The 19,428-nt window shown below is 70.2% G+C and carries 15 protein-coding genes and 2 pseudogenes; 4 read left to right on the forward strand and 13 right to left on the reverse strand.

Annotated features, from left to right (window positions below; translation table 11 throughout):
- Nucleotides 1-252: 252 nt before the first annotated feature.
- The 4 genes and pseudogenes from EFK10_RS08370 to EFK10_RS08385 form a co-directional block, all read right to left on the reverse strand.
- Nucleotides 253-945 carry a ribonuclease HII gene (locus EFK10_RS08370; protein WP_127355107.1) on the reverse strand — a complete coding sequence of 231 codons (693 nt, stop codon included), beginning with the start codon at nt 943-945 and terminating at the stop codon, nt 253-255.
- A gap of 27 nt (nt 946-972) precedes the next feature.
- Nucleotides 973-1,350: pseudogene (locus EFK10_RS08375) on the reverse strand (amino acid permease); the annotation flags it as partial.
- Nucleotides 1,351-1,358: 8 nt separating this feature from the next.
- Nucleotides 1,359-2,828, reverse strand: coding sequence for an aldehyde dehydrogenase family protein (locus EFK10_RS08380; protein WP_127355108.1), 1,470 nt, complete (start codon nt 2,826-2,828; stop codon nt 1,359-1,361).
- Between the two features lie 117 nt (nt 2,829-2,945).
- Nucleotides 2,946-3,560 carry a TetR/AcrR family transcriptional regulator gene (locus tag EFK10_RS08385; protein WP_127355109.1) on the reverse strand — a complete coding sequence of 205 codons (615 nt, stop codon included), beginning with the start codon at nt 3,558-3,560 and terminating at the stop codon, nt 2,946-2,948.
- A gap of 113 nt (nt 3,561-3,673) precedes the next feature.
- On the opposite strand from EFK10_RS08385, the pseudogene EFK10_RS08390 reads away from it, so the two are divergent.
- Nucleotides 3,674-5,223, forward strand: a pseudogene (locus EFK10_RS08390) (MFS transporter).
- A 105-nt stretch (nt 5,224-5,328) separates the two neighbouring features.
- Here EFK10_RS08390 and EFK10_RS08395 read toward each other — a convergent pair.
- From EFK10_RS08395 to EFK10_RS08410, 4 genes are all read right to left on the reverse strand, one after another.
- Nucleotides 5,329-6,912, reverse strand: coding sequence for a DUF4153 domain-containing protein (locus EFK10_RS08395; RefSeq protein WP_127355110.1), 1,584 nt, complete (start codon nt 6,910-6,912; stop codon nt 5,329-5,331).
- A 204-nt stretch (nt 6,913-7,116) separates the two neighbouring features.
- Nucleotides 7,117-8,022: an ADP-ribosylglycohydrolase family protein gene (locus EFK10_RS08400; RefSeq protein WP_127355111.1), complete on the reverse strand. Its 906-nt coding sequence runs from the start codon at nt 8,020-8,022 to the stop codon at nt 7,117-7,119.
- Nucleotides 8,023-8,090: 68 nt separating this feature from the next.
- Nucleotides 8,091-8,756 carry a histidine phosphatase family protein gene (locus EFK10_RS08405; protein ID WP_127355112.1) on the reverse strand — a complete coding sequence of 222 codons (666 nt, stop codon included), beginning with the start codon at nt 8,754-8,756 and terminating at the stop codon, nt 8,091-8,093.
- Between the two features lie 225 nt (nt 8,757-8,981).
- Nucleotides 8,982-9,704: an SDR family oxidoreductase gene (locus EFK10_RS08410; RefSeq protein WP_127355113.1), complete on the reverse strand. Its 723-nt coding sequence runs from the start codon at nt 9,702-9,704 to the stop codon at nt 8,982-8,984.
- A gap of 87 nt (nt 9,705-9,791) precedes the next feature.
- Between EFK10_RS08410 and EFK10_RS08415 the strand changes: the two genes are divergently transcribed.
- Nucleotides 9,792-10,391 carry a TetR/AcrR family transcriptional regulator gene (locus EFK10_RS08415; RefSeq protein WP_127355114.1) on the forward strand — a complete coding sequence of 200 codons (600 nt, stop codon included), beginning with the start codon at nt 9,792-9,794 and terminating at the stop codon, nt 10,389-10,391.
- Here the strand turns inward: EFK10_RS08415 and EFK10_RS08420 are convergent.
- Both EFK10_RS08420 and EFK10_RS08425 read right to left on the reverse strand, forming a co-directional pair.
- The gene (locus tag EFK10_RS08420) at nt 10,375-11,250 is read right to left on the reverse strand and encodes an SDR family oxidoreductase (RefSeq protein WP_206305362.1); all 876 of its coding nucleotides are present in this window, start codon (nt 11,248-11,250) and stop codon (nt 10,375-10,377) included. The two genes, EFK10_RS08415 and EFK10_RS08420, sit on opposite strands and share 17 nt — an antisense overlap.
- A 126-nt stretch (nt 11,251-11,376) precedes the next feature.
- Nucleotides 11,377-11,982: a YdbC family protein gene (locus tag EFK10_RS08425; RefSeq protein ID WP_127355115.1), complete on the reverse strand. Its 606-nt coding sequence runs from the start codon at nt 11,980-11,982 to the stop codon at nt 11,377-11,379.
- Between the two features lie 86 nt (nt 11,983-12,068).
- Between EFK10_RS08425 and EFK10_RS08430 the strand changes: the two genes are divergently transcribed.
- Complete coding sequence (locus EFK10_RS08430; protein ID WP_127355116.1) at nt 12,069-12,473, forward strand: VOC family protein; 405 nt, start codon at nt 12,069-12,071, stop codon at nt 12,471-12,473.
- Nucleotides 12,474-12,528: 55 nt separating this feature from the next.
- Here EFK10_RS08430 and EFK10_RS08435 read toward each other — a convergent pair whose 3' ends face one another.
- Both EFK10_RS08435 and nrdR read right to left on the reverse strand, forming a co-directional pair.
- Nucleotides 12,529-15,420 (reverse strand): vitamin B12-dependent ribonucleotide reductase, encoded by a 2,892-nt coding sequence (locus tag EFK10_RS08435; protein ID WP_127355117.1) that lies wholly within the window; start codon nt 15,418-15,420, stop codon nt 12,529-12,531.
- A gap of 121 nt (nt 15,421-15,541) precedes the next feature.
- Nucleotides 15,542-16,057 carry a transcriptional regulator NrdR gene (nrdR, locus tag EFK10_RS08440; RefSeq protein WP_127355118.1) on the reverse strand — a complete coding sequence of 172 codons (516 nt, stop codon included), beginning with the start codon at nt 16,055-16,057 and terminating at the stop codon, nt 15,542-15,544.
- 483 nt (nt 16,058-16,540) lie between these two features.
- On the opposite strand from nrdR, the gene lexA reads away from it, so the two are divergent.
- Nucleotides 16,541-17,311 (forward strand): transcriptional repressor LexA, encoded by a 771-nt coding sequence (lexA, locus tag EFK10_RS08445; protein WP_127355119.1) that lies wholly within the window; start codon nt 16,541-16,543, stop codon nt 17,309-17,311.
- A gap of 129 nt (nt 17,312-17,440) precedes the next feature.
- Here the strand turns inward: lexA and EFK10_RS08450 are convergent, their stop codons facing one another.
- The gene (locus tag EFK10_RS08450; protein WP_127355120.1) at nt 17,441-19,426 is read right to left on the reverse strand and encodes an ATP-dependent DNA helicase; all 1,986 of its coding nucleotides are present in this window, start codon (nt 19,424-19,426) and stop codon (nt 17,441-17,443) included.
- Nucleotides 19,427-19,428: the final 2 nt, after the last annotated feature.

Consider the following 19,428-nt stretch of genomic DNA (forward strand, 5'->3'; position numbering starts at 1 on the left):
GGGCCGGGCCGGGGCGGCCGGGCCGGGCGTTCACGGCAGGAGCGCCACGCGGAGGCGCGGGACGGGGTGCGGCGGGCCGTGGCCCGGGACCGGGGACAGGGCGGGGGGTCGACGCGGGACGGCCGGTGGCCGGTGCTGTGCGGGGACCCGGGACACTCTCGTGAATCTGAGGCTCCTCGGAGGAGAGAGGCATGTGGTGATGTCTATCAAATGCACCTTGCGGGCGCAGCGGCGGGTAGGTCACAACTCGGGTCAGAATTCGAAACCGAGCTGCTCCCCAGGGTCCGCCATCGCCCCGGCCCGCACCTTCTTCAGGTGCTGCCAGCGCGGCAGCGCGTCGAGGTACGCCCACGACAACCGGTGGTGCGGGGTGGGTCCCAGCTCCTCCAGCGCGGCGCGGTGCACCGGCGAAGGGTACCCGGCGTTGTCCTCGAAGCGGAACGGGGCATGGCCTGCGCCGAGTTCCGCCATCATGGCGTCCCGGTGCACCTTGGCGATCACGGACGCCGCCGCGACGGCGACGCACGACTGGTCACCCTTGATCACCGTACGGACCCGCCACGGACCGCCCAGGTAGTCGTGCTTGCCGTCGAGGATGATCGCGTCCGGCACCACCGGCAGCACCCCCAGGGCGCGTACGGCGGCGAGCCGCAGCGCGGCCGTCATCCCGAGCTCGTCGATCTCCTCCGGCGAAGCGTGACCGAGGGCGTACGCGGTCACCCAGCCGGCCAGCACCGCCGCCAGCTCGTTGCGGCGCTTCTCGGTGAGCAGCTTGGAGTCGGTGAGCCCGTCCGGCGGCCTGCGCAGCCCGGTGACGGCGGCGCACACGGTGACGGGCCCGGCCCAGGCACCTCGGCCCACCTCGTCGATGCCGACAACGATCTTGGCTCCGAGGGTGGCGCGCAGGGAGCGCTCGACGCTGTGGGTGGGTGGTTGGTAGGGCATGGCAAGGCCAAGCCTACGCCCCGCCTTTCACGCCTCTTGCGCAGGTGCCTGGTGTTCGGCGAGCACGCCCGTACGGTGCTGCTGCACCAGCCAGTAGTAGGAGAAGCCGCCGAGCGCGACCACCCCGACGAAGAGCACGGCGCCCCAGCGCAGGTACCAGTGCCGGGGGCCAGAAGCGTTGTAGACGGCGGCGCGCGGCCACATCAGGTTGATCGTCATGGCCGTGCCCCACAGCACCGCGAGGAGGTTCACCGGCAGGCCGAAGCGGCCAAGCGATAAGCGGCCCTTTCCCGCTCCGTGCCAGTTGCCGCGCAGCCGCTGGACCAGCATCGGCAGCGTGACCAGCAGATACGCGGGGTAGATCATGATGATGGCGATGCTGGTGACCACCGAGAAGTCTCCCGGGGCTTGCGTCAGTCGAACCAGCGCTGCGGCACCGCGGCGGTGTTGCGCCAGATGTGCTTGGACTCCTGGTACTCAGCCAGGCCCGTGGGCCCGAGTTCGCGGCCGAAGCCCGACTGCTTCATGCCGCCCCACTCCGCCTGGGGCACGTACGGGTGGAAGTCGTTGATCCACACCGTGCCGGCCCGCAGCCCGGCGGCGACCCGCGCGGCCCGGGCCTCGTCCGTGGTCCAGACGGCGCCCGTGAGTCCGTAGACGGTCCCGTTGGCGAGCGCGAGCGCCTCCTCCTCGCTCGTGAAGCGCTCCACGGTCAGGACCGGCCCGAAGGATTCGTCGCGGATCACCGTCATCCCGGCATGGCACGAGTCCAGGACGGTCGGCCGGTAGTAGAAGCCGTCCTTCAGCGCGGGGTCCTCGGGACGGGCCCCGCCGCAGCGCAGTATGGCGCCTTCGGCGATCCCGGCGGCGACGTAGGCCTCGACCTTGTCGCGGTGTGCGGCCGAGATCAGCGGCCCGGTGCGGGCCTGCTCGTCGAAAGGACCGCCGAGCCGGATCCGCCGGGCGCCCGCGACCACCACGTCGACGAAGCGATCGGCGATCTCCTCCTGTACGAGCAGCCGGGCGCCGGCCGAGCAGACCTGGCCGGAGTGCAGGAAGACCGCCATGAGGGCGTAGTCGACAGCGGTGTCGAAGTCGGCGTCGGCGAAGACGATGTCGGGGTTCTTGCCACCAAGCTCAAGGGCGACCTTCTTCACGGTCGGCGCGGCCGCGGCCATGATCCGCCGGCCGGTAACCAGCCCGCCGGTGAAGGAGACCATGTCGACGCGCTCGTCCTCGGACAGCGGGGCCCCGGCCATCGGTCCGGCTCCGAGCACGAGGTTGGCGACGCCGTCGGGCAGGCCAGCCTCCTGGAGCAGCCGCATCAAGTGGATGGCGGTGTGCGGAGTGAGCTCACTGGGCTTGAGTATGAAGGTGTTGCCCGCGCCGATGGCCGGGGCGACTTTCCAGGCGGTCTGCAGCAGCGGGTAGTTCCACGGGGTGATCAAGGCGCAGACGCCGACTGGTTCGTGGACGACGCGGCTGTCCACCGCCGGGTTGCCGGTGTCCACCACCCGGCCGGTGCTTCCTGCGGCGACCAGGTTGCCGAAGTAGCGGAAGCAGTTGGCGATGTCGTCCATGTCGTACTCGGACTCCACCAGTCGCTTACCCGTATCGAGTGATTCGGCCCGGGCCAGTGCCGCCTTGTCCCGCTCGATGAGGCCGGCCACGCGCAGAAGCAGCCCGGCCCGTTCAGCCGCCGGGGTGTGCGGCCAGGGGCCGTGATCGAAGGCGTCACGCGCGGCGGCGATCGCGGCCGAGGCGTCCTTGGCCCCGGCCTCGTCGACGGTGCCCACGAGGGTGCCGTCCGCGGGACACCGGATCTCGCGCGAGCCCCCGTCGACGGCGGCCGTCCAGCGACCCCCGATGAACAGCTCAGGCATGGTCTCCTCCGGAGGGGTACGGGTACCGCCGGCGCATGCCCGCACCGCCTGCGGGCACGCGCGAACAGCCCTACTCGTGACCTTAAGCACAGAGCGTGGACCGCGCCCCCGGAGCCTTCAGGGCCGCAGCAGCGGCACCATCACCTGGTCGACGGCCTCGACCAGGTCCGCCTCGTCGATCTCCCGGCCACCGAGCTTGGCCCGGTACATCATCAGTGCGGGGACCACGTCCGCGACGATGTCACCGGTGGCGTCCGCACGCACCTCGCCTCGCTCGATCCCGCGTCGTACGACGGCCTTGATGAGCTGCTGCGCCGGCTCGACCACGCGCCGCAGGATCATCTCGTGGAAGAGATGCGCCGCGTCGGTGTCGCATTCGTCGAGCACCGAGCGCAGCGCGAGGCCGCCTGGCGAGTACATGGCGTCGCGCATCCGAACGGCGAGGCTGAGCAGGTCCTCTCGCAGGCTGCCCAGGTCAGGCACCTCGCCCACCTCGGGGATCGACAAGTTCAGCGCGTCGGCGACCAGTGTCTGCTTCGAGGGCCAGCGGCGGTAGACGGCGGCCTTGCCGGTCTGGGCGCCGGCGGCAACCCCCTCCATGGTCAGTCCGGCCCAGCCGACGGTGCTGAGCTGCTCCAATGCGGCATCGAGAATCGCCCGTTCGAGCACCGACCCGCGACGGCGCAGAACTGCCGGCTTCGCGGGTCCGTCGGCTTCCTGCCGCATGATCATGGCACCTCCAAAAACCAATTCTAGTGAACGCTTGCGTTCACTACGCTTGCTCCCATAGTCTCGTGCAGAGTGAACGCCACCGTTCACTAAGTCACTGTTGTTGGGGGACCCTCGTGACGACTTCGCAATTGAGTACCACTCCACGAAAGCCTGGTGCCGGTGGCGGGACGGACGTCCGGGGATCGCCCTCGCTGTCATCGCCGCCTGCCAGCTGATGGTCGTGCTGGACGCCACCATCGTCAACATCGCTCTACCGCATATCCAGACAGCGCTGTCGTTCTCGACCACCGACCTGTCCTGGGTGCTCAACGCGTACACGCTGACCTTCGGCGGCCTGCTGCTGCTCGGTGGACGGGCCGGGGACATCCTGGGCCGGCGGAGGGTGTTCATCTTCGGCATCCTGCTGTTCTCCCTCGCCTCCCTCCTCGGAGGCTTCGCCCAGGAGCCGTGGCAGCTGCTCGCCGCCCGCTCCCTGCAGGGCATCGGCGGGGCGATCTGCTCCCCCACGTCGCTCGCTCTGATCACCAGCACCTTCCCCGAAGGCCCCGAGCGCAACCGGGCCTTCGGCGTCTTCGCGGCCGTCTCGGCCGGTGGCGGCGCGGTCGGCCTGCTGGCAGGCGGCATGCTCACCGAGTGGCTCAGCTGGCGCTGGGTGTTCTTTGTCAACGTCCCCATCGGTCTCCTCATCGCCTTCCTTTCGCCGATCTTCATCAACGAGTCGCGAAAGCATCCGGGCCGCTTCGACATCGCCGGAGCGATCACCTCCACCGGTGGCATGGCCTCGATGGTCTACGGATTCATCCGCGCCGCCGACAAGGGCTGGCGGGACGGGCTGACTGTCACGGCCTTCGCCGCCGCGGTGGTCTTGCTGGTCTCGTTCGTCCTGGTCGAGCGGCGGGCCCGGGAGCCGATCACCCCGCTGAGGATGTTCGCGGACCGCAACCGCTCGGGGACATATGTGATCATGCTGAGCCTCGCCGCGGCGATGTTCGGGATGTTCTATTTCATTGTCCTCTTCGTGCAGAACGTGCTGGGCTACAGCGCGATCGCCTCCGGCTTCGCCTTCCTGCCGGTCACCGTCGCCATCATCGTCGGAGCGGGTCTGTCCACCCGCTTCCTGCCGGTGCTCGGGCCCAAGCCGTTCCTGGTCACCGGCGCGATTTTCACCGGCATCGGTATGGCCTGGCAGACCCAGATCGATCCGGGCAGCGACTACGTGAGCGGGGTCCTCGGGCCGATGCTCCTCTTCGGCTTCGGCATGGGTCTGAACTTCGTCACGCTCACCCTCACCGCCGTCTCCGGCGTCGCGCAGCACGAGGCGGGCGCCGCTTCCGGGCTGCTCAACGCTACCCAGCAGGTGGGTGGTTCGCTGGGGCTCTCGATCCTGGTGACGGTCTTCGGTACGGCCAGCCGTAGCGAGGCCACCAAGCAACTGCCCGACTTCCTCGCCCGCGCCACGCCTGCGCAGAAGACCGCGTTCGAAAAGACGCAGACCCTTCCGGCGCCATGGGGCCACGAGGTGCTGGCCCACGGCATCTCAACCGCGTTCATAGCGGCCGTCGCACTGGTCGCGCTGGCCCTGTTCACGGCGGTGTTCGTGATCCGGGTGCGCAAGAGCGACCTGGAGGCGCTGAGCGGCACGGCCGGCGCTGCGGCGGGCTGAGGACCCGGCGGCGGACGGGGAAGGTCGGGGGGCGCCCGGCGCCACCGCCCAGCCCGGGGGAGGTCAGGGCGGCGGCGCCGGGCGCCTCATCTCATCCGCGATATGTCATTCGCGGAAGGTGACGAAGCCGGCCTCCTGGCACGGATCCCCGGCCGCAAGCGGCCGGTCGGCCAGGATCATACGGGCCCGGGCCTCGCCAAGACTGGTGGCGTACCAGGCCTCGCCGTCGTGCAGCCCGCCCTCGATCTCCCCCAGGGCGCAGGAGCGCTCGGGCTCGGGCAGCCGGTCCAGAGCGGGCACGGCGTCGGCGGACAGACCGCGCAGATACCCCAGGTCGATCTTCCCGGTGTTCTCGTAACGGGTGACCTGCTGGTCCGCGATCAGCCCGTCGGGCGAGATGAGGCCGAAGGCCAGAATGCCAACGGCCGCACTGGCCACGATCGCGCGGGGCAGCCAGCGGTTGCCCAGAATCCCGGCCGCCATGATCAGCACAATGACCAGGCCGAGCCACAGTTCCATCCCCGCCACCGAGATACGCAGCCGGGTCAGCCCGTAGGCGTTGACGTAGAGCTCCATGCGGCGCAGCGCCGAGGCGACCACGACCAGGGTGAGCAGGCAGATCGCGCCGAGCACGGACCGTACGAGCAGCCGGTCGCGATCGGTGCCGCGCGGGGCCCAGCGCAGGGCGAGGGCGATCACCAGGACGGTGAGGAGAGTGACGGTGAGCAGCTGCCAGAAGCCCTGCCGGGCGTACTGCGCATAGGTCTGGCCAGTCTCGGCGAGCACCTTGTCGTAGCCCCCGAACAGCACGGTGAGCTGGACGGCGTTGAAGAGAGCGAAGAGCGCGGCGAGGACGACAAGCGGAAGCGTCCACTCCAGTCGGCTGCGAGCGCGGCCTGGCTTGACCTCGATCCGGTCCCAGCGGCGGGGTGAGGCCGCAGTGCGCGCGACCGTCAGGGCACCCAGCAAACCGAGGACGAAGAACAGGAAGTGCAGCGGGCTGTCGCCGACCGACACGTCCGGGGTGAGATTCCCCAGAAGATCGGCGAAGGCGGCGTCGGCCCCCGCGAAGAGGGCGCCGAAGACCACGAGCAGGACCACCGCCACCGCAACCGCCCTGACCACCGGCCACCAGCGGTCGCGGCTGCCGCTGGTACGCTCCCGCATCCCCTGCAGACCCCAGGCGAGACCGGAGACGACCTCGCCCCACACACCGACGCTGCCGAACAGCACACCGGGCCAAGTGCGGCCGCCGTGCAGGGCGAGCGAGCCGAGCGCGAGAGCGGCGACGATGGCGAGGAAGGCGGGCCAGCCCGCGTCCCGCAGGGCGGGCACGGCAAGCAGGGCAACGCCTGCGGCAGCCCACACCAGGGTCCACGGGCGGGGCCTGCGGCCTGCGGCGCGGGCCGCCACCGCGCCGCCCACGGCGGCCGGAGCGGCTACGAGCAGCAGGTTCAGGCCCACTCCCCCGTCGAGCAGAAGGGCGGCCAGGACGCCGGTCGCCAGCACCGCCCACAGCGCCCCCGCCCGAATCACGGCGGGCGCCTTGGAACGGCTCGCGATGACCCACTGCGGCGGCGGTGGCGGCGCCGGCGCTCCTGGCCACGCCGGGCGCGGCTGCTGCGGCCCTCCATAGGCGGGCAGGCGCGGTTGCGGCCGTTGCACAGCATCGGACGGTGTGTCAGACATGGAGCCCCCTCCCAGCCGGCCCCGGCCACGGCACATGGGCGCGGGCAGAACCGGCGACTGTCGGCGCGCGCCGGTCAAGATCAGCCGACGGCGTGGCCGACACGCTACGCCCGGCTCAGCGCAGCTCGCCCCCAGGTGCGCTACCGGCGCAGGCCTGTGACGCGCTCGTGACACAGGACAGGTTTTGGCGCCGCCTCGGCCCTCTCAGACGGCGGGGACCCACTCCGGCAGGGCCTCGCTCCGCTCCAGCCAATCGGCAGGCGGCGCGCCGTCCGGGTGGGCGGCCACGATGCCGCCGACTATGGCGCAGGTGGTGTCGACATCGCCGCCGGCCCGGGCCGTGGCCCAGAACGCCTTCTCGTACTCGCCCAGATGGCGTGCCGCCACCCACAGCGCGAAGGGCACCGTGTCATGCGCGCTGGTGCGCCGACCGCAGCCGAGCACCGCGGCGACGGTCGCCACGTCCGCGTAGTCGAGCATGTCGCGGGCGCGCCGCAGCCCCGCCTGCACGGCGCTGCGCGGTACGAGGCCGATGACCCCTTCGAGGAGTGTCCCCGGGTCCTTGGGGCCGTCCGCGTCTGCCACGAGCGCGGCCGCAGCGGCGACGGCCACGGCCCCGACCACGCCTTCGCGGTGCTGGTGCGTGGTGTAGGCCGACAGCTCGGCCTGCTCCGCCGCCATCTCCGGCTCACCGGCGTACCAGGCGCCGAGCGGCGCGACCCGCATGGCCGCGCCATTGCCCCAGGAGCCCTGCCCGTTGAACATCTCCGAGGCCAGCGTGCGCCAGTCCGCGCCCTCCTGGCGGATCAGCCGCAGCATCCGGTTCACCGCCGGTCCGTATCCGCGGTCGAAGTCATGGCGCTGCGCGAAGGAGGCAGCGAGCGCGTCCTGGTCGATCGCGCCGTGGCTGCCCACGACCGCCACCACCGAACACGCCATCTCGGTGTCGTCGGTCCACTGCCAGCCGCCCGGAGGCAACGTGCCGCTCTGCAGGGCCGGGTAGTTGGCAGGTACGAAGAACTGCGAACCGAGGGCATCGCCCAGGGCCAGTCCGCGCAGGCTCGAGAGCGCGCGCGAGAGGCGTTCGTTATGTCGGGAGTCAGGGGTCATCGCGCCGGAAACTCTGACATCACGTGTCATCAGGGTCAATCACCCTGTGCTCAAACTCACCTGCGGACTTACCCGTGATACCGCGACAGATCGGACTCCGCCGTACGCCACCGGTCGAAGGGCTGGTCGAGTCGGTACTTGCCGTCGGGCCCGAGCAGCAGGATGCGGGTCTCGCCGTTGCCCGGGTTGGACAGGCACTCGAACTCGTCGACCGTCCAGTGAAACCAGCGCATGCAGAACAGCCGCATTGTGAGCCCGTGGGTCACCATCAGCACATTCGGCGGGAAGTCGGCGTTGTCGAAGGCCCGGTACAGCGTTTCCAGGAAGGCCCCGACCCGGTCGTAGACATCCGCTCCCGACTCACCCTGTGCGAATCGGTAGAAGAAGTGTCCGTACGCGTCCCGGGCCGTGCGCTGCCGCTGGACGTCCTCCGCGTCCTGGTAGTTGCCCCAGTCCTGCTCGCGCAGGCGCGGCTCCTCCTTGGCCCGGGTGAGACGCGGATCCAGCCCCAGCAGGTGGAAGGTCTCATGGGTCCGCCGGTAGGGCGAGACGAAAGCCTGCACCCGCTCGCCGCCGAACAACTCCCTGAGCCGGACGCCCGCCTCCTGTGCCTGTCGCTCGCCGGCGGCGGTGAGCAGCAGGGCGTGATCCGGGACCCGTTCATAGATCGTGTCGTCGGCGTTGCCCTGGGACTCTCCGTGCCGGATAAGCACAATGCGGCGGGGTCGTGCCATGACTTCACTTTAGGTGGCCGTTCTGGCGCAGGCGCGCCGGCACCCCCTTCCTCACGGCTTGCGCGCGCCGAGGGAGCGTGCGACAAGCCCTTCGGACAGTTCCCGAAGTCGGCGGCGGGCGACGGGATCGTACGCCTGGCGGTCGGCCCGCAAGGCGCACCGCGAGCCACCGACCGAGGCCGTCGGTGGAGCCGGTGACCAGCACGGTCCGCCCGTCGTGCGCCATCACAGCGTCGACGGGCGCAGTCGCGAGCCGCCATCCACGGAGAGCACGACGCCTGTCGTGAAGCCGGCGCCGATCAGATAGGCGATGGTATCGGCTATGTCCTCGGCATGGCCGACCCGCCCGGCGGGAGCCGACTTGGCGTAGGCGTCGAAGGTCTGCTGCCGGGCGTCGGCGTCCAGCCAGTCCCACCACGGCGTGTCGATGATGCCCGGCGACACCGCGTTGACCCGCGCGGGGGCGAGCTCAACGGCCAGCACTGGCACCATAGCCTCGACGGCCGCGTTGACTGCGGCGAGGCCGGCCGTGCCCGGGATGGCGGCCCCGGCCGAGCCCGCCGTGACGAAGGTCAGCGATCCGTCGAGCCGGAGCACCTCGAGGGCGGCCTGGGCCGCGATCGTCTGCGCGACCAGCTTGCCCTCGGCGGCCTCCCGGAGCGCCCCGGCCGGTATCGACCGGAAGGGTCCGGCCGCCGTCGCCCCGGTGGCCGCCAGGACCACGTGATCCACCCGGCCCAGACCGGCGAAGAAGGCACGCATAGCCTCCTCGTCGCGGGCGTCCACCGCGGCTCCCGAGGCGCCCTCGCCCAGCTTCTCCAGCGCTGCCTGCAGTCGTCCGGCGTCCCGACCCGTGACGACGACCTCGCGCCCTTCCTTCATTTGTCGCTCGGCGACGGCGAGCCCGATGCCCGAGGTGCCGCCGATGACCACGACCCGCTCACTCATTTCCTGCCCCACTCCCATTACAAGACACGGTGACTCGTTAAAATATAATCGAGGCACCGTGTCCTGTAAAGCCTGTAAGGTGATCCCATGACAGAAGCGGCGACCCCCCGCGGCAGACCCCGGAGCGAGACGGCGCGGCGCGCCGTGCTCGACGCGGCGCTCGAGTTGTGCCAGCGCGACGGCTTCCAGGCCCTGACCGTCAAGGCCATCGCCGAGACCGCCGGGGTAGGCCGGCAGACCGTCTACCGCTGGTGGCCCACAAAGGAGGCCGTCCTCCTGGACGCCCTCCGCGACCTCGTCCTGCGCGAAGCCGTCCGGCTCGACCCCGACACCGGCGACACGCTGCGCGATGTCCAGAGCCTCCTCGAAGCCACCTTCACCATCACCCACCAGCTCACCGGCAAGGCACTCATCGGCCTGATGGCCGAGGCCCAGCACGACCCCGGGCTCTCGGCCCGCCTCCAGGGCACCGTCATCGGCCCCCGCCGACACGCCCTGCGCGAGATACTCGCCCGCGGCGTGGAGCGCGGCGACCTCAGCGACGCCGAGGTGTCGCTCGACCTCGCCGTCGACTTCGCCTTCGGCACCATGTGGTATCGGCTGCTCAGCCATCACGCCCCCGTCGACGCCGGCCTGGCGCGGCAGATCACCGCCGCGCTGCGCAAGCTGCTCAGCCCCGCTCACTGACCTGCCCGGTCAGCATTCCCTTCAAAGCTGCCCGGTCACCGGCCTGCGCCGCTCCGTACGTACGATCCCCGAGCGGCGCGGCAGCCAGGAAGTCGTCGAAGCCGCGCCGCCCGACCGAACCGCCCTCGCGCACCAGCAGCCCGCCGGCCCGCAGCGCCTTCATCGCCTTGCCCGGCAGCGGAAGCGGCAACACAGAGCGGCGCCGACCCGAGGCCCGTAGAACCGCCCGCACCAAGTCCGCTCCGCTCCACACCTTCGGGCCGCCGAGGTCCGGGGCCCGGCCGACCGGCTCCCCCAGCGCCAGTTCCGCGAGCCGGTCAGCGACCTCCCCGACCTCGACCGACTGGACGAGCGCCCCCGAGGGCACCGGTACGACGGGCAGCCGGGCGAGCTGCTGGACCCCCGCCAGCACCAGGTCGTGGAACTGCGTGGCCCGCAGGACCGTGTACGGCAGGCCCGAGGTCTGGAGCAGCCGTTCCGCCGCCAGCTTCGCCTTGTAGTAGCCGACCGGCACCAGGTCGATCCCCACGATCGACACATGGACCACATGCGGCGAACCGGCCGCCTGGGCCGCCTCGACCAGGTGACGGGTGGCCGTCTCATCGGTCTTCCCGGCGCCCTTGGTGTCGCTGGCGCAGTTCACCACCACACCGACCCCGTCGAGCGCCTCGGCAAGACCGGCCCCCGTCGCCAGGTCACCGACCGCCCACTCGGCCTTCTCGGGGGTGTTCGCCGCCCGCTGCGGCCGGCGGCTCAGCACCCGCACCGGCCGCCCCGTGTCTAGCAGCCTTCGCACCACCGCGGCCCCCAGCACACCACTGCCGCCGGTCACCAGAATCGTCTCGCTGACCATGGTCATGACGTTCCTATCCCTTCCCGCCGATCGCCGATCGCCGATCGCCGATCTCTCAGGGATGACCGGACAGCCGCCGCGGTTGTGACATCCGGCTACCCAGCCCGCTCAGGGCCACGCCGGGACCGCGCGTCACACCGTCCAGACCTGCACGACGTCCACCACGTCGCCTGCCACGGCCAGCACATCCGCCTCCAGATCGGCCCGTTCCGACAGCCGCGCCACCGGTCCTTCCCGGTACTTGGCGCGCTCGGTGGCCGTGTCCCACATCGACAGCACGAGAAAGTCGCCGTCGGGCCCCTGCGCGAAGACCCCGCGCAACATCCCCGGCGACCCCGCCATCGCCGGATTCCACACCTTCTCCTGCATGAGCGTGAAGTGCTCAGTCCGGTCCGGCCGCACCTTGCAGTGCATCAAACGCAGCACGTCGGTGTCGGCGAAGCGCGCCCGGAAGCCGACCTTCACATCCAGCCGGTGCTCGAAGAGCTTCACGCCCAGGCTCTCGTACGTCCCTTCCTGCGCGGCGGCGAGCCGGTCGTGGGAGCCCGCCATGAAGGCGTCGTGGTAGGCCCGCGTGTCCCAGATGGAGAACAGATGAGCCACTCCGGGCTGTCCCCGGCTCCACCCGCCGCCCTGTCCCCGGAACCCCGGCTCACCCAGCAGCCCCGCCCACTTCCGCTGCCCTCGTTCGAACCCCGCCCGGTCGATGACGCCGCAGCGAATCCACTTCACCAGCACCGCGCCATCCTATGGCCCACCAGCAGTCCTTCCGCCCCGGAGGACCCGTCAACTCCCCTTCCGGGTAAAGGAATACGATCCACTCCATGGACGCCCTGTATCCACGCCTGCTCGTCGACGACTTCGAGTCCGCAGCCCGCTTCTGGACGGCCGCGCTGCGCGACCTTCTCTCCATCGATCCGGTCAAGGTCCTGCCCGAGGCCGGATACGCCAACTGGGACCTGAACGGCGAGGCCGTCCTCGTCCTCTACACCCGCCGGAACATCGCGATGACCATCGGCACCGACGTCCTCCCCGCGCGAGCCGCCGCTCAGGACGGCGCCATGCTCGTCTTCCGCGTGGCCGACGTCGACGCCGCCGCCCGCCTGCTCGCGACCCACGGCGCCGACGTCCTCGCCGAGCCCCAGGACCGCCCCGACTGGGGCCCTGGCCTGCGCACCGCACACCTGCGCACGCCGGACGGCACGCTCGTCGAGCTGCAGTCGTACTGAAAGGACGAAAGGGGCGCCGACCCAAGGCCGGCGCCCCTTCAGTTCAGCTCAGCGGTCAGCTGCAACCGCTGGTGGAGCCGCAGCCCTCGCACAGGTAGCAGCTGCCTGCGCGGCGCATCTTGGTGCCGCACGAGAAGCACAGCGGCGCGTCGGCGTTGAGGCCGAGCTGGATCTCCATGAGCTCCGTGGAGTTGTGCGCGGCCTTCGGCGCGGGCACCGCGGCGACCGGCTTGGGTGCGACCGGGGCCGGCTTGGGGGCCTCGGCCTGGCGGGGCGCGGACTGGGCGAGCCCCTCGACGTCGACGTCCTCGGCGGAGGGCTCGTACGAACCCGTGTCGAGGTGGCGCTGACGCTCGCCGGCGGAGTGGATGCCGAGGGCGGAGCGGGTCTCGAAGGGCAGGAAGTCCAGCGCCAGGCGGCGGAAGATGTAGTCGACGATCGACTGGGCCATCCGCACGTCCGGGTCGTCGGTCAGACCGGCCGGCTCGAAGCGCATGTTGGTGAACTTCGAGACGTACGTCTCCAGGGGGACGCCGTACTGCAGACCGACCGAGACGGCGATGGAGAAGGCGTCCATCATGCCCGCGAGGGTCGAGCCCTGCTTGGACATCTTGAGGAAGACCTCACCGAGACCGTCGTCCGGGTAGGAGTTGGCGGTCATGTAGCCCTCCGCGCCGCCCACCGTGAAGGAGGTGGTCAGGCCGGGACGGCCCTTGGGGAGACGCTTGCGGACCGGGCGGTACTCGACGACCTTCTCGACCGCGGCCGCCACGGGGGCGGGCTCCTCGGCCTTGGCCGCCTCCTTCTTCTTCGCGGAGAGCGGCTGGCCGACCTTGCAGTTGTCGCGGTAGATCGCGAGCGCCTTCAGGCCGAGCTTCCAGCCCTCGTAGTAGACCTCCTCGACCTCCTCGACGGTGGCCGATTCCGGCAGGTTCACGGTCTTGGAGATCGCGCCGGACAGGAACGGCTGGGCCGCGGCCATCATGCGCACGTGGCCCATGGCGGAGATCGCGCGCTCGCCCATGGCGCAGTCGAAGACCTCGTAGTGCTCGTGCTTGAGGCCGGGGGCGTCGATGACATTGCCGTGCTCGGCGATGTGGGCGACGATCGCCTCGACCTGCTCCTGCTGGTAGCCGAGGCGGGTCAGGGCCTGCGGGACCGTGCCGTTGACGATCTGCATGGAGCCGCCGCCGACGAGCTTCTTGAACTTGACCAGGGCCAGGTCCGGCTCGACGCCCGTGGTGTCGCAGTCCATCATCAGGCCGATGGTGCCGGTGGGCGCGAGGACGGACGCCTGGGCGTTACGGAAACCGTTCTTCTCGCCGAGGCGCAGCACGTCCTGCCAGGCCTCCGTGGCGGCGGCCCACACCGGGGTGTCCAGGTCGTCCATGCGCTTGGCGGTGCCGTTGGCGTCCGAGTGCTGCTTCATGACGCGCTTGTGGGCGTCGGCGTTGCGGGCGTAGCCGTCGTACGCGCCGACGACGGCGGCGAGCTCGGCGGAGCGCTTGTACGAGGTACCGGTCATCAGGGAGGTGATGGCACCGGCGAGGGAGCGGCCGCCGTCGGAGTCGTAGGCGTGGCCGGTGGCCATCAGCAGGGCGCCGAGGTTGGCGTAGCCGATGCCGAGCTGGCGGAAGGCGCGGGTGGTCTCGCCGATCTTCTCGGTGGGGAAGTCGGCGAAGCAGATGGAGATGTCCATCGCGGTGATGACCAGCTCGACGACCTTGGCGAAGCGCACGGCGTCGAAGCGCTGGTTGCCCTGGCCGTCGTCGTCGAGGAACTTCATCAGGTTGAGTGAGGCGAGGTTGCAGGACGAGTTGTCCAGGTGCATGTACTCGCTGCAGGGGTTGGACGCGGTGATGCGGCCGGTCTCCGGCGAGGTGTGCCAGTGGTTGATCGTGTCGTCGTACTGGATGCCCGGGTCGGCGCAGGCCCAGGCGGCCTCGGCCAGCCGACGGAACAGGCCCCTGGCGTCGACCTCCTCGATGACCTCACCGGTCATGCGGGCGCGCAGGCCGAACTTCGAGTCCTTTTCGTACGCCTTCATGAACTCGTCGTTGACGCGGACCGAGTTGTTGGCGTTCTGGTACTGGACGGACGTGATGTCGTCGCCGCCCAGGTCCATGTCGAAGCCCGCGTCGCGCAGGGCACGGATCTTCTCCTCCTCCTTCACCTTGGTCTCGATGAAGGCCTCGACGTCCGGGTGGTCGACGTCCAGGACGACCATTTTGGCGGCGCGGCGGGTGGCGCCGCCCGACTTGATCGTTCCTGCGGAGGCGTCGGCGCCGCGCATGAAGGAGACCGGGCCGGAGGCGTTGCCGCCGGAGGAGAGCAGCTCCTTGGAGGAGCGGATACGGGAGAGGTTCAGGCCGGCGCCGGAGCCGCCCTTGAAGATCATCCCCTCTTCCTTGTACCAGTCGAGGATCGACTCCATGGAGTCGTCGACGGAGAGGATGAAGCAGGCGGAGACCTGCTGGGGCTGGGCGGTGCCGACGTTGAACCAGACCGGCGAGTTGAAGCTGAAGACCTGGTGGAGGAGGGCGTACGCCAGCTCGTGGTCGAAGATCTCGGCGTCGGCGGGGGACGCGAAGTAGCCGTTGTCCTCACCGGCCTTGCGGTAGGTCTTGACCACGCGGTCGATGAGCTGCCGGAGGCTGCTCTCGCGCTGCGGGGAGCCGACGGCGCCGCGGAAGTACTTGCTGGTGACGATGTTGACCGCGTTCACCGACCAGAAGTCGGGGAACTCGACGCCACGCTGCTCGAAGTTGATCGAGCCGTCGCGCCAGTTGGTCATGACGACGTCCCGCCGCTCCCAGACCACCTCGTCGTAGGGGTGCGTCCCCGGAGTGGTGTGGATTCGCTCGATGCGCAGGCCCTTGTTCGCCGCAGCCGCCTTGCCGGCCTTGACGCGGGAACCTCGTGCCGGGCCGCTCGTCGTCTCTGTCATGTGCCGCCTCCCAATACAGGCAAAACGCCTTGAACCGCCGCGGTCTTCCCCGCTGCACGGTGTTGTCTGCCGCCGGAGCACCCCCAGGTGCCCCGGCAAATCTCTGGTTGCCCGCCGCCGGTCAGTCGGCGGCGTGGGCGGGAGCGGGGACGTCCATGTCCTCGTCGGGCCCTGGGGTGTCGTCCGTTGGCCGCTGCTCACGGCGCAGCTCCGCAACGGCCGCCTCGAAGTCGTCCAGCGAGTCGAAGGCGCGGTAGACCGAGGCGAAGCGCAGATAAGCGACCAGGTCGAGGTCCTGCAGCGGGCCGAGTATCGCGAGTCCGACGTCGTGGGTGGTCAGCTCGGCGCTGCCGGTCGCGCGCACCGCCTCCTCGACGCGCTGCCCCAGCTGGGCGAGTGCGTCCTCGGTGACGGGGCGGCCCTGGCAGGCCTTGCGGACGCCGGCGATGACCTTGTTACGGCTGAAGGGTTCGGTGACCCCGCTGCGCTTGATGACCATCAGCGAGGCCGTCTCCACGGTGGTGAAGCGGCGACCGCAGTCGGGACACTGCCGGCGGCGGCGGATCGAGGTGCCGTCATCGGTGGTCCGGCTGTCGACGACGCGGCTGTCCGGGTGCCTGCAGAAGGGGCAGTGCATGTGACTCCTTCTCCCTTCTCACCCTCGGTGAGCGCACGGCAACAATGCCCGCAGAGCCCTTTCCGGGCCCCGCGAAGCTGTCACAAGCATAGGCGATTCCGCAGGCCGATGAGACCCCGAACCACTACTTGTGGGTGAGCGACATGTATGTAACCACTAGATCTGGTGGCTCGATGCCCAATGCCAGGAACCGCGTGTCGCGGCGCGCCGACCGGCGGGAGCCTACGCGAAGGTGCGCCCGACGCGTGAGGCGGGGCGGGGCTGACACACTGGGTACACCTGGCGTCACGGTGCGCTCATAGTGGCCACTTCGCGGCGGAGCGATGGACATCCGTGATTAATCGAATCTACTTTCGATCTATACACCCAATACCTTGATCGCGTCAGCCGATCTGCACAAATTCACTCGAACGTGTGTTTGGCGCAACCTTTCGAAAGCAACTACCGTTGTCGTACTAGGGAGAACACTCGAGAGGGGCCGCCGTGACCACCACCGCAAGCAGCGCCACACTGACCGCCCAGGACCGCTCCCAGGACCGGCTACGCCCGATGGACGCGATGACTGACGACACGCCCAAGCCCGCACGCTCGCTTCCCGGCCGACCTCCGGGAATCCGGGCGGACAGCTCCGGACTGACCGACCGACAGCGCCGGGTCATCGAGGTGATCCGGGATTCTGTCCAGCGCCGCGGCTACCCGCCGTCCATGCGCGAGATCGGGCAGGCGGTCGGGCTCTCCAGCACCTCGTCGGTGGCTCACCAGCTGATGGCCCTGGAGCGGAAGGGATTCCTTCGCCGGGACCCGCACCGCCCGCGCGCCTACGAAGTGCGCGGATCGGACTCGACGTCGGTGCAGCCCACCGACACCGCCGGCAAACCCTCGGCGTCGTACGTGCCGCTGGTCGGCCGGATCGCGGCCGGTGGCCCGATCCTGGCCGAGGAATCGGTGGAGGACGTCTTCCCGCTGCCGCGTCAGCTGGTCGGCGACGGCGAGCTGTTCGTGCTCAAGGTCGTCGGTGACTCGATGACCGAGGCGGCCATCGTGGACGGCGACTGGGTCACCGTGCGCCGTCAGCCGGTCGCCGAGAACGGCGACATCGTTGCAGCCATGCTCGACGGCGAAGCCACCGTCAAGCGGTTCAAGCGCGAGGACGGCCATGTGTGGCTGATGCCGCACAACGCCGCCTACCAGCCCATCCCCGGCGACGAGGCGACCATCCTCGGCAAGGTGGTGGCCGTGCTGCGCCGGGTCTGACCACGACCCCGCCCTAGTACCGGGCCCCGGAACCACTGCGCCGGTTCCGGGGCCTACTTTTGCGGCTAGGCGCCGCCGCTGTCGCGGCAGGGGTTGCTCGCCCTTGGGGTTCTCAATTGATGGTGGTGGTTACTCCGTGTCCGTCATTGCTGCCGCGTCGATCGCGGCCAGGGACTTCCGTACGACGTTCCGATCGGTGGTGTACCAGAGGTCGGGCATGGTGCTGCGCAGGAAGCTGCCGTAACGGGCGTTGGCGAGGCGGGGGTCGAGGACAGCGACGACGCCGCGGTCGCCGGTGGCGCGGATGAGGCGGCCGGCGCCCTGGGCCATCAGGAGGGCGGCGTGGGTGGCGGCGACAGCCATAAAGCCATTGCCGCCGCGCTGCTCGACATCGCGCTGGCGGGCGCTCATCAGCGGATCGTCGGGGCGGGGAAAGGGGATCCGGTCCATGACGACCAACTGGCAGTTCACGCCCGGTACGTCCACGCCCTGCCAGAGGGAGAGGGTGCCGAAGAGGCAGGTACGGGCGTCGTCGGCGAAGCGGCGGATCAGCTCGCCGAGGGTCTCCTCACCCTGGAGCAGGATGGGGTGGTCGAGCCGGCCGCGCAGTGACTCGGCGGCCGCCTGGGCGCCGCGCATCGAGGAGAAGAGGCCGAGGGTGCGGCCGCCGGCGGCTTCGATCAGCTCGGCCAGCTCATCCAGCATGTCCTCGCGGCCGCTGTCCCGGCCGGGCTGGGAGAGGTGCTTGGCGACGTAGAGGATGCCCTGCTTGCGGTAGTCGAAGGGCGAGCCGACGTCGAGGCCCTTCCACTGCAGAACGTCCTCGGCCCCCTCCTCCGTGCTCGGCGTGCCCTCGGGGGGAAGGCCGAGGGAGGCGGCGACGCCGTTGAAGTCGCGGCCGATCCGGAGGGTGGCGGAGGTGAGGACGACGGAGCGCTCGTTGAAGAGCTTCTCGCGGAGCAGCCCGGAGACATTGAGCGGGGCGACACGCAGTGACGCGCCGAAGCGGTCGTGGCGCTCGTACCAGAGCACGTCGTATTCGGAGCCCTCGACGATGCGCTCAGCGACCTCGTGGACGTTCTCGATGGAGGCGCGGGCCAGCTTGCGCACGGCGTCCTCGTCCTGGACGGAGCGGTCGCGGGTCTCGCCTAGCGAGGTGAGCACCAGGCGGCATGCGTCGCGCAGCGCCATGAGGGCGTACGTCAGGTCCTCGGGGACTTCTTCGAGGCGGCCGGGGAGCGCCAGCTCCATGAGCCGTTCGAAGCCCTCGGAGGCGCTGAGCAGGGCGTCGGCAGCCTTCTCGTTGACCAGCTTGGAGGCCAGCTTGACGGCGCGGTTGACGCGGCCGGGGGTGAGCTCGCCGGTGGCGACGCCAGTGACCCGGGAGACCAGCTCGTGGGCCTCGTCGACGATCAGCACTTCGTGCGGGGGCAGTACGGGGGCGCTTTCGAGGGCATCGATGGCCAGCAGGGCGTGGTTGGTGACGACGACGTCGGCGAGCTTGGCGCGCTCGCGTGCGGCCTCGGCGAAGCACTCGGCGCCGTACGCGCAGCGCTGGGCGCCCAGGCATTCGCGGGAGGTGACGGAGATCTGGGACCAGGCGCGGTCGGAGACGCCGGGGGTGAGGTCGTCGCGGTCACCGGTCTCGGTCTCGTCCGACCAGTCGCGCAGCCGCAGCAGGTCCTTGCCGAGCTTGCTGGTGGGCGCGGCGGCCTCGAACTGGTCGAAGAGGCCGTCGCCCTCGTCCTCCGGGGCGCCTTCGTGGAGCCGGTGCAGGCACAGATAGTTCGAGCGGCCTTTGAGCATCGCGTACTGCGGCTCGCGACGCAGCAGCGGATGCAGTGCCTCCACGGTGCGCGGCAGGTCGCGCTGGACGAGCTGACGCTGCAGGGCGATGGTCGCGGTGGCGACCACCACGCGCTCGCCGTGCGCGAGCGCCGGCACCAGATAGCCGAGGGACTTTCCGGTGCCGGTGCCGGCCTGGACCAGCAGATGGGAGCCGTCGTCGACAGCGGACTCGACGGCTTCGGCCATGGTGACCTGGCCAGGGCGCTCCACGCCGCCGACCGCGGTGACGGCAGCGTGGAGGAGGTCGGAAAGGGCGGGCTTCGTCATAG

The sequence above is a fragment of the Streptomyces soli genome, assembly GCF_003999195.1.
GTDB classification, from domain to species: Bacteria; Actinomycetota; Actinomycetes; order Streptomycetales; family Streptomycetaceae; genus Actinacidiphila; species Actinacidiphila soli.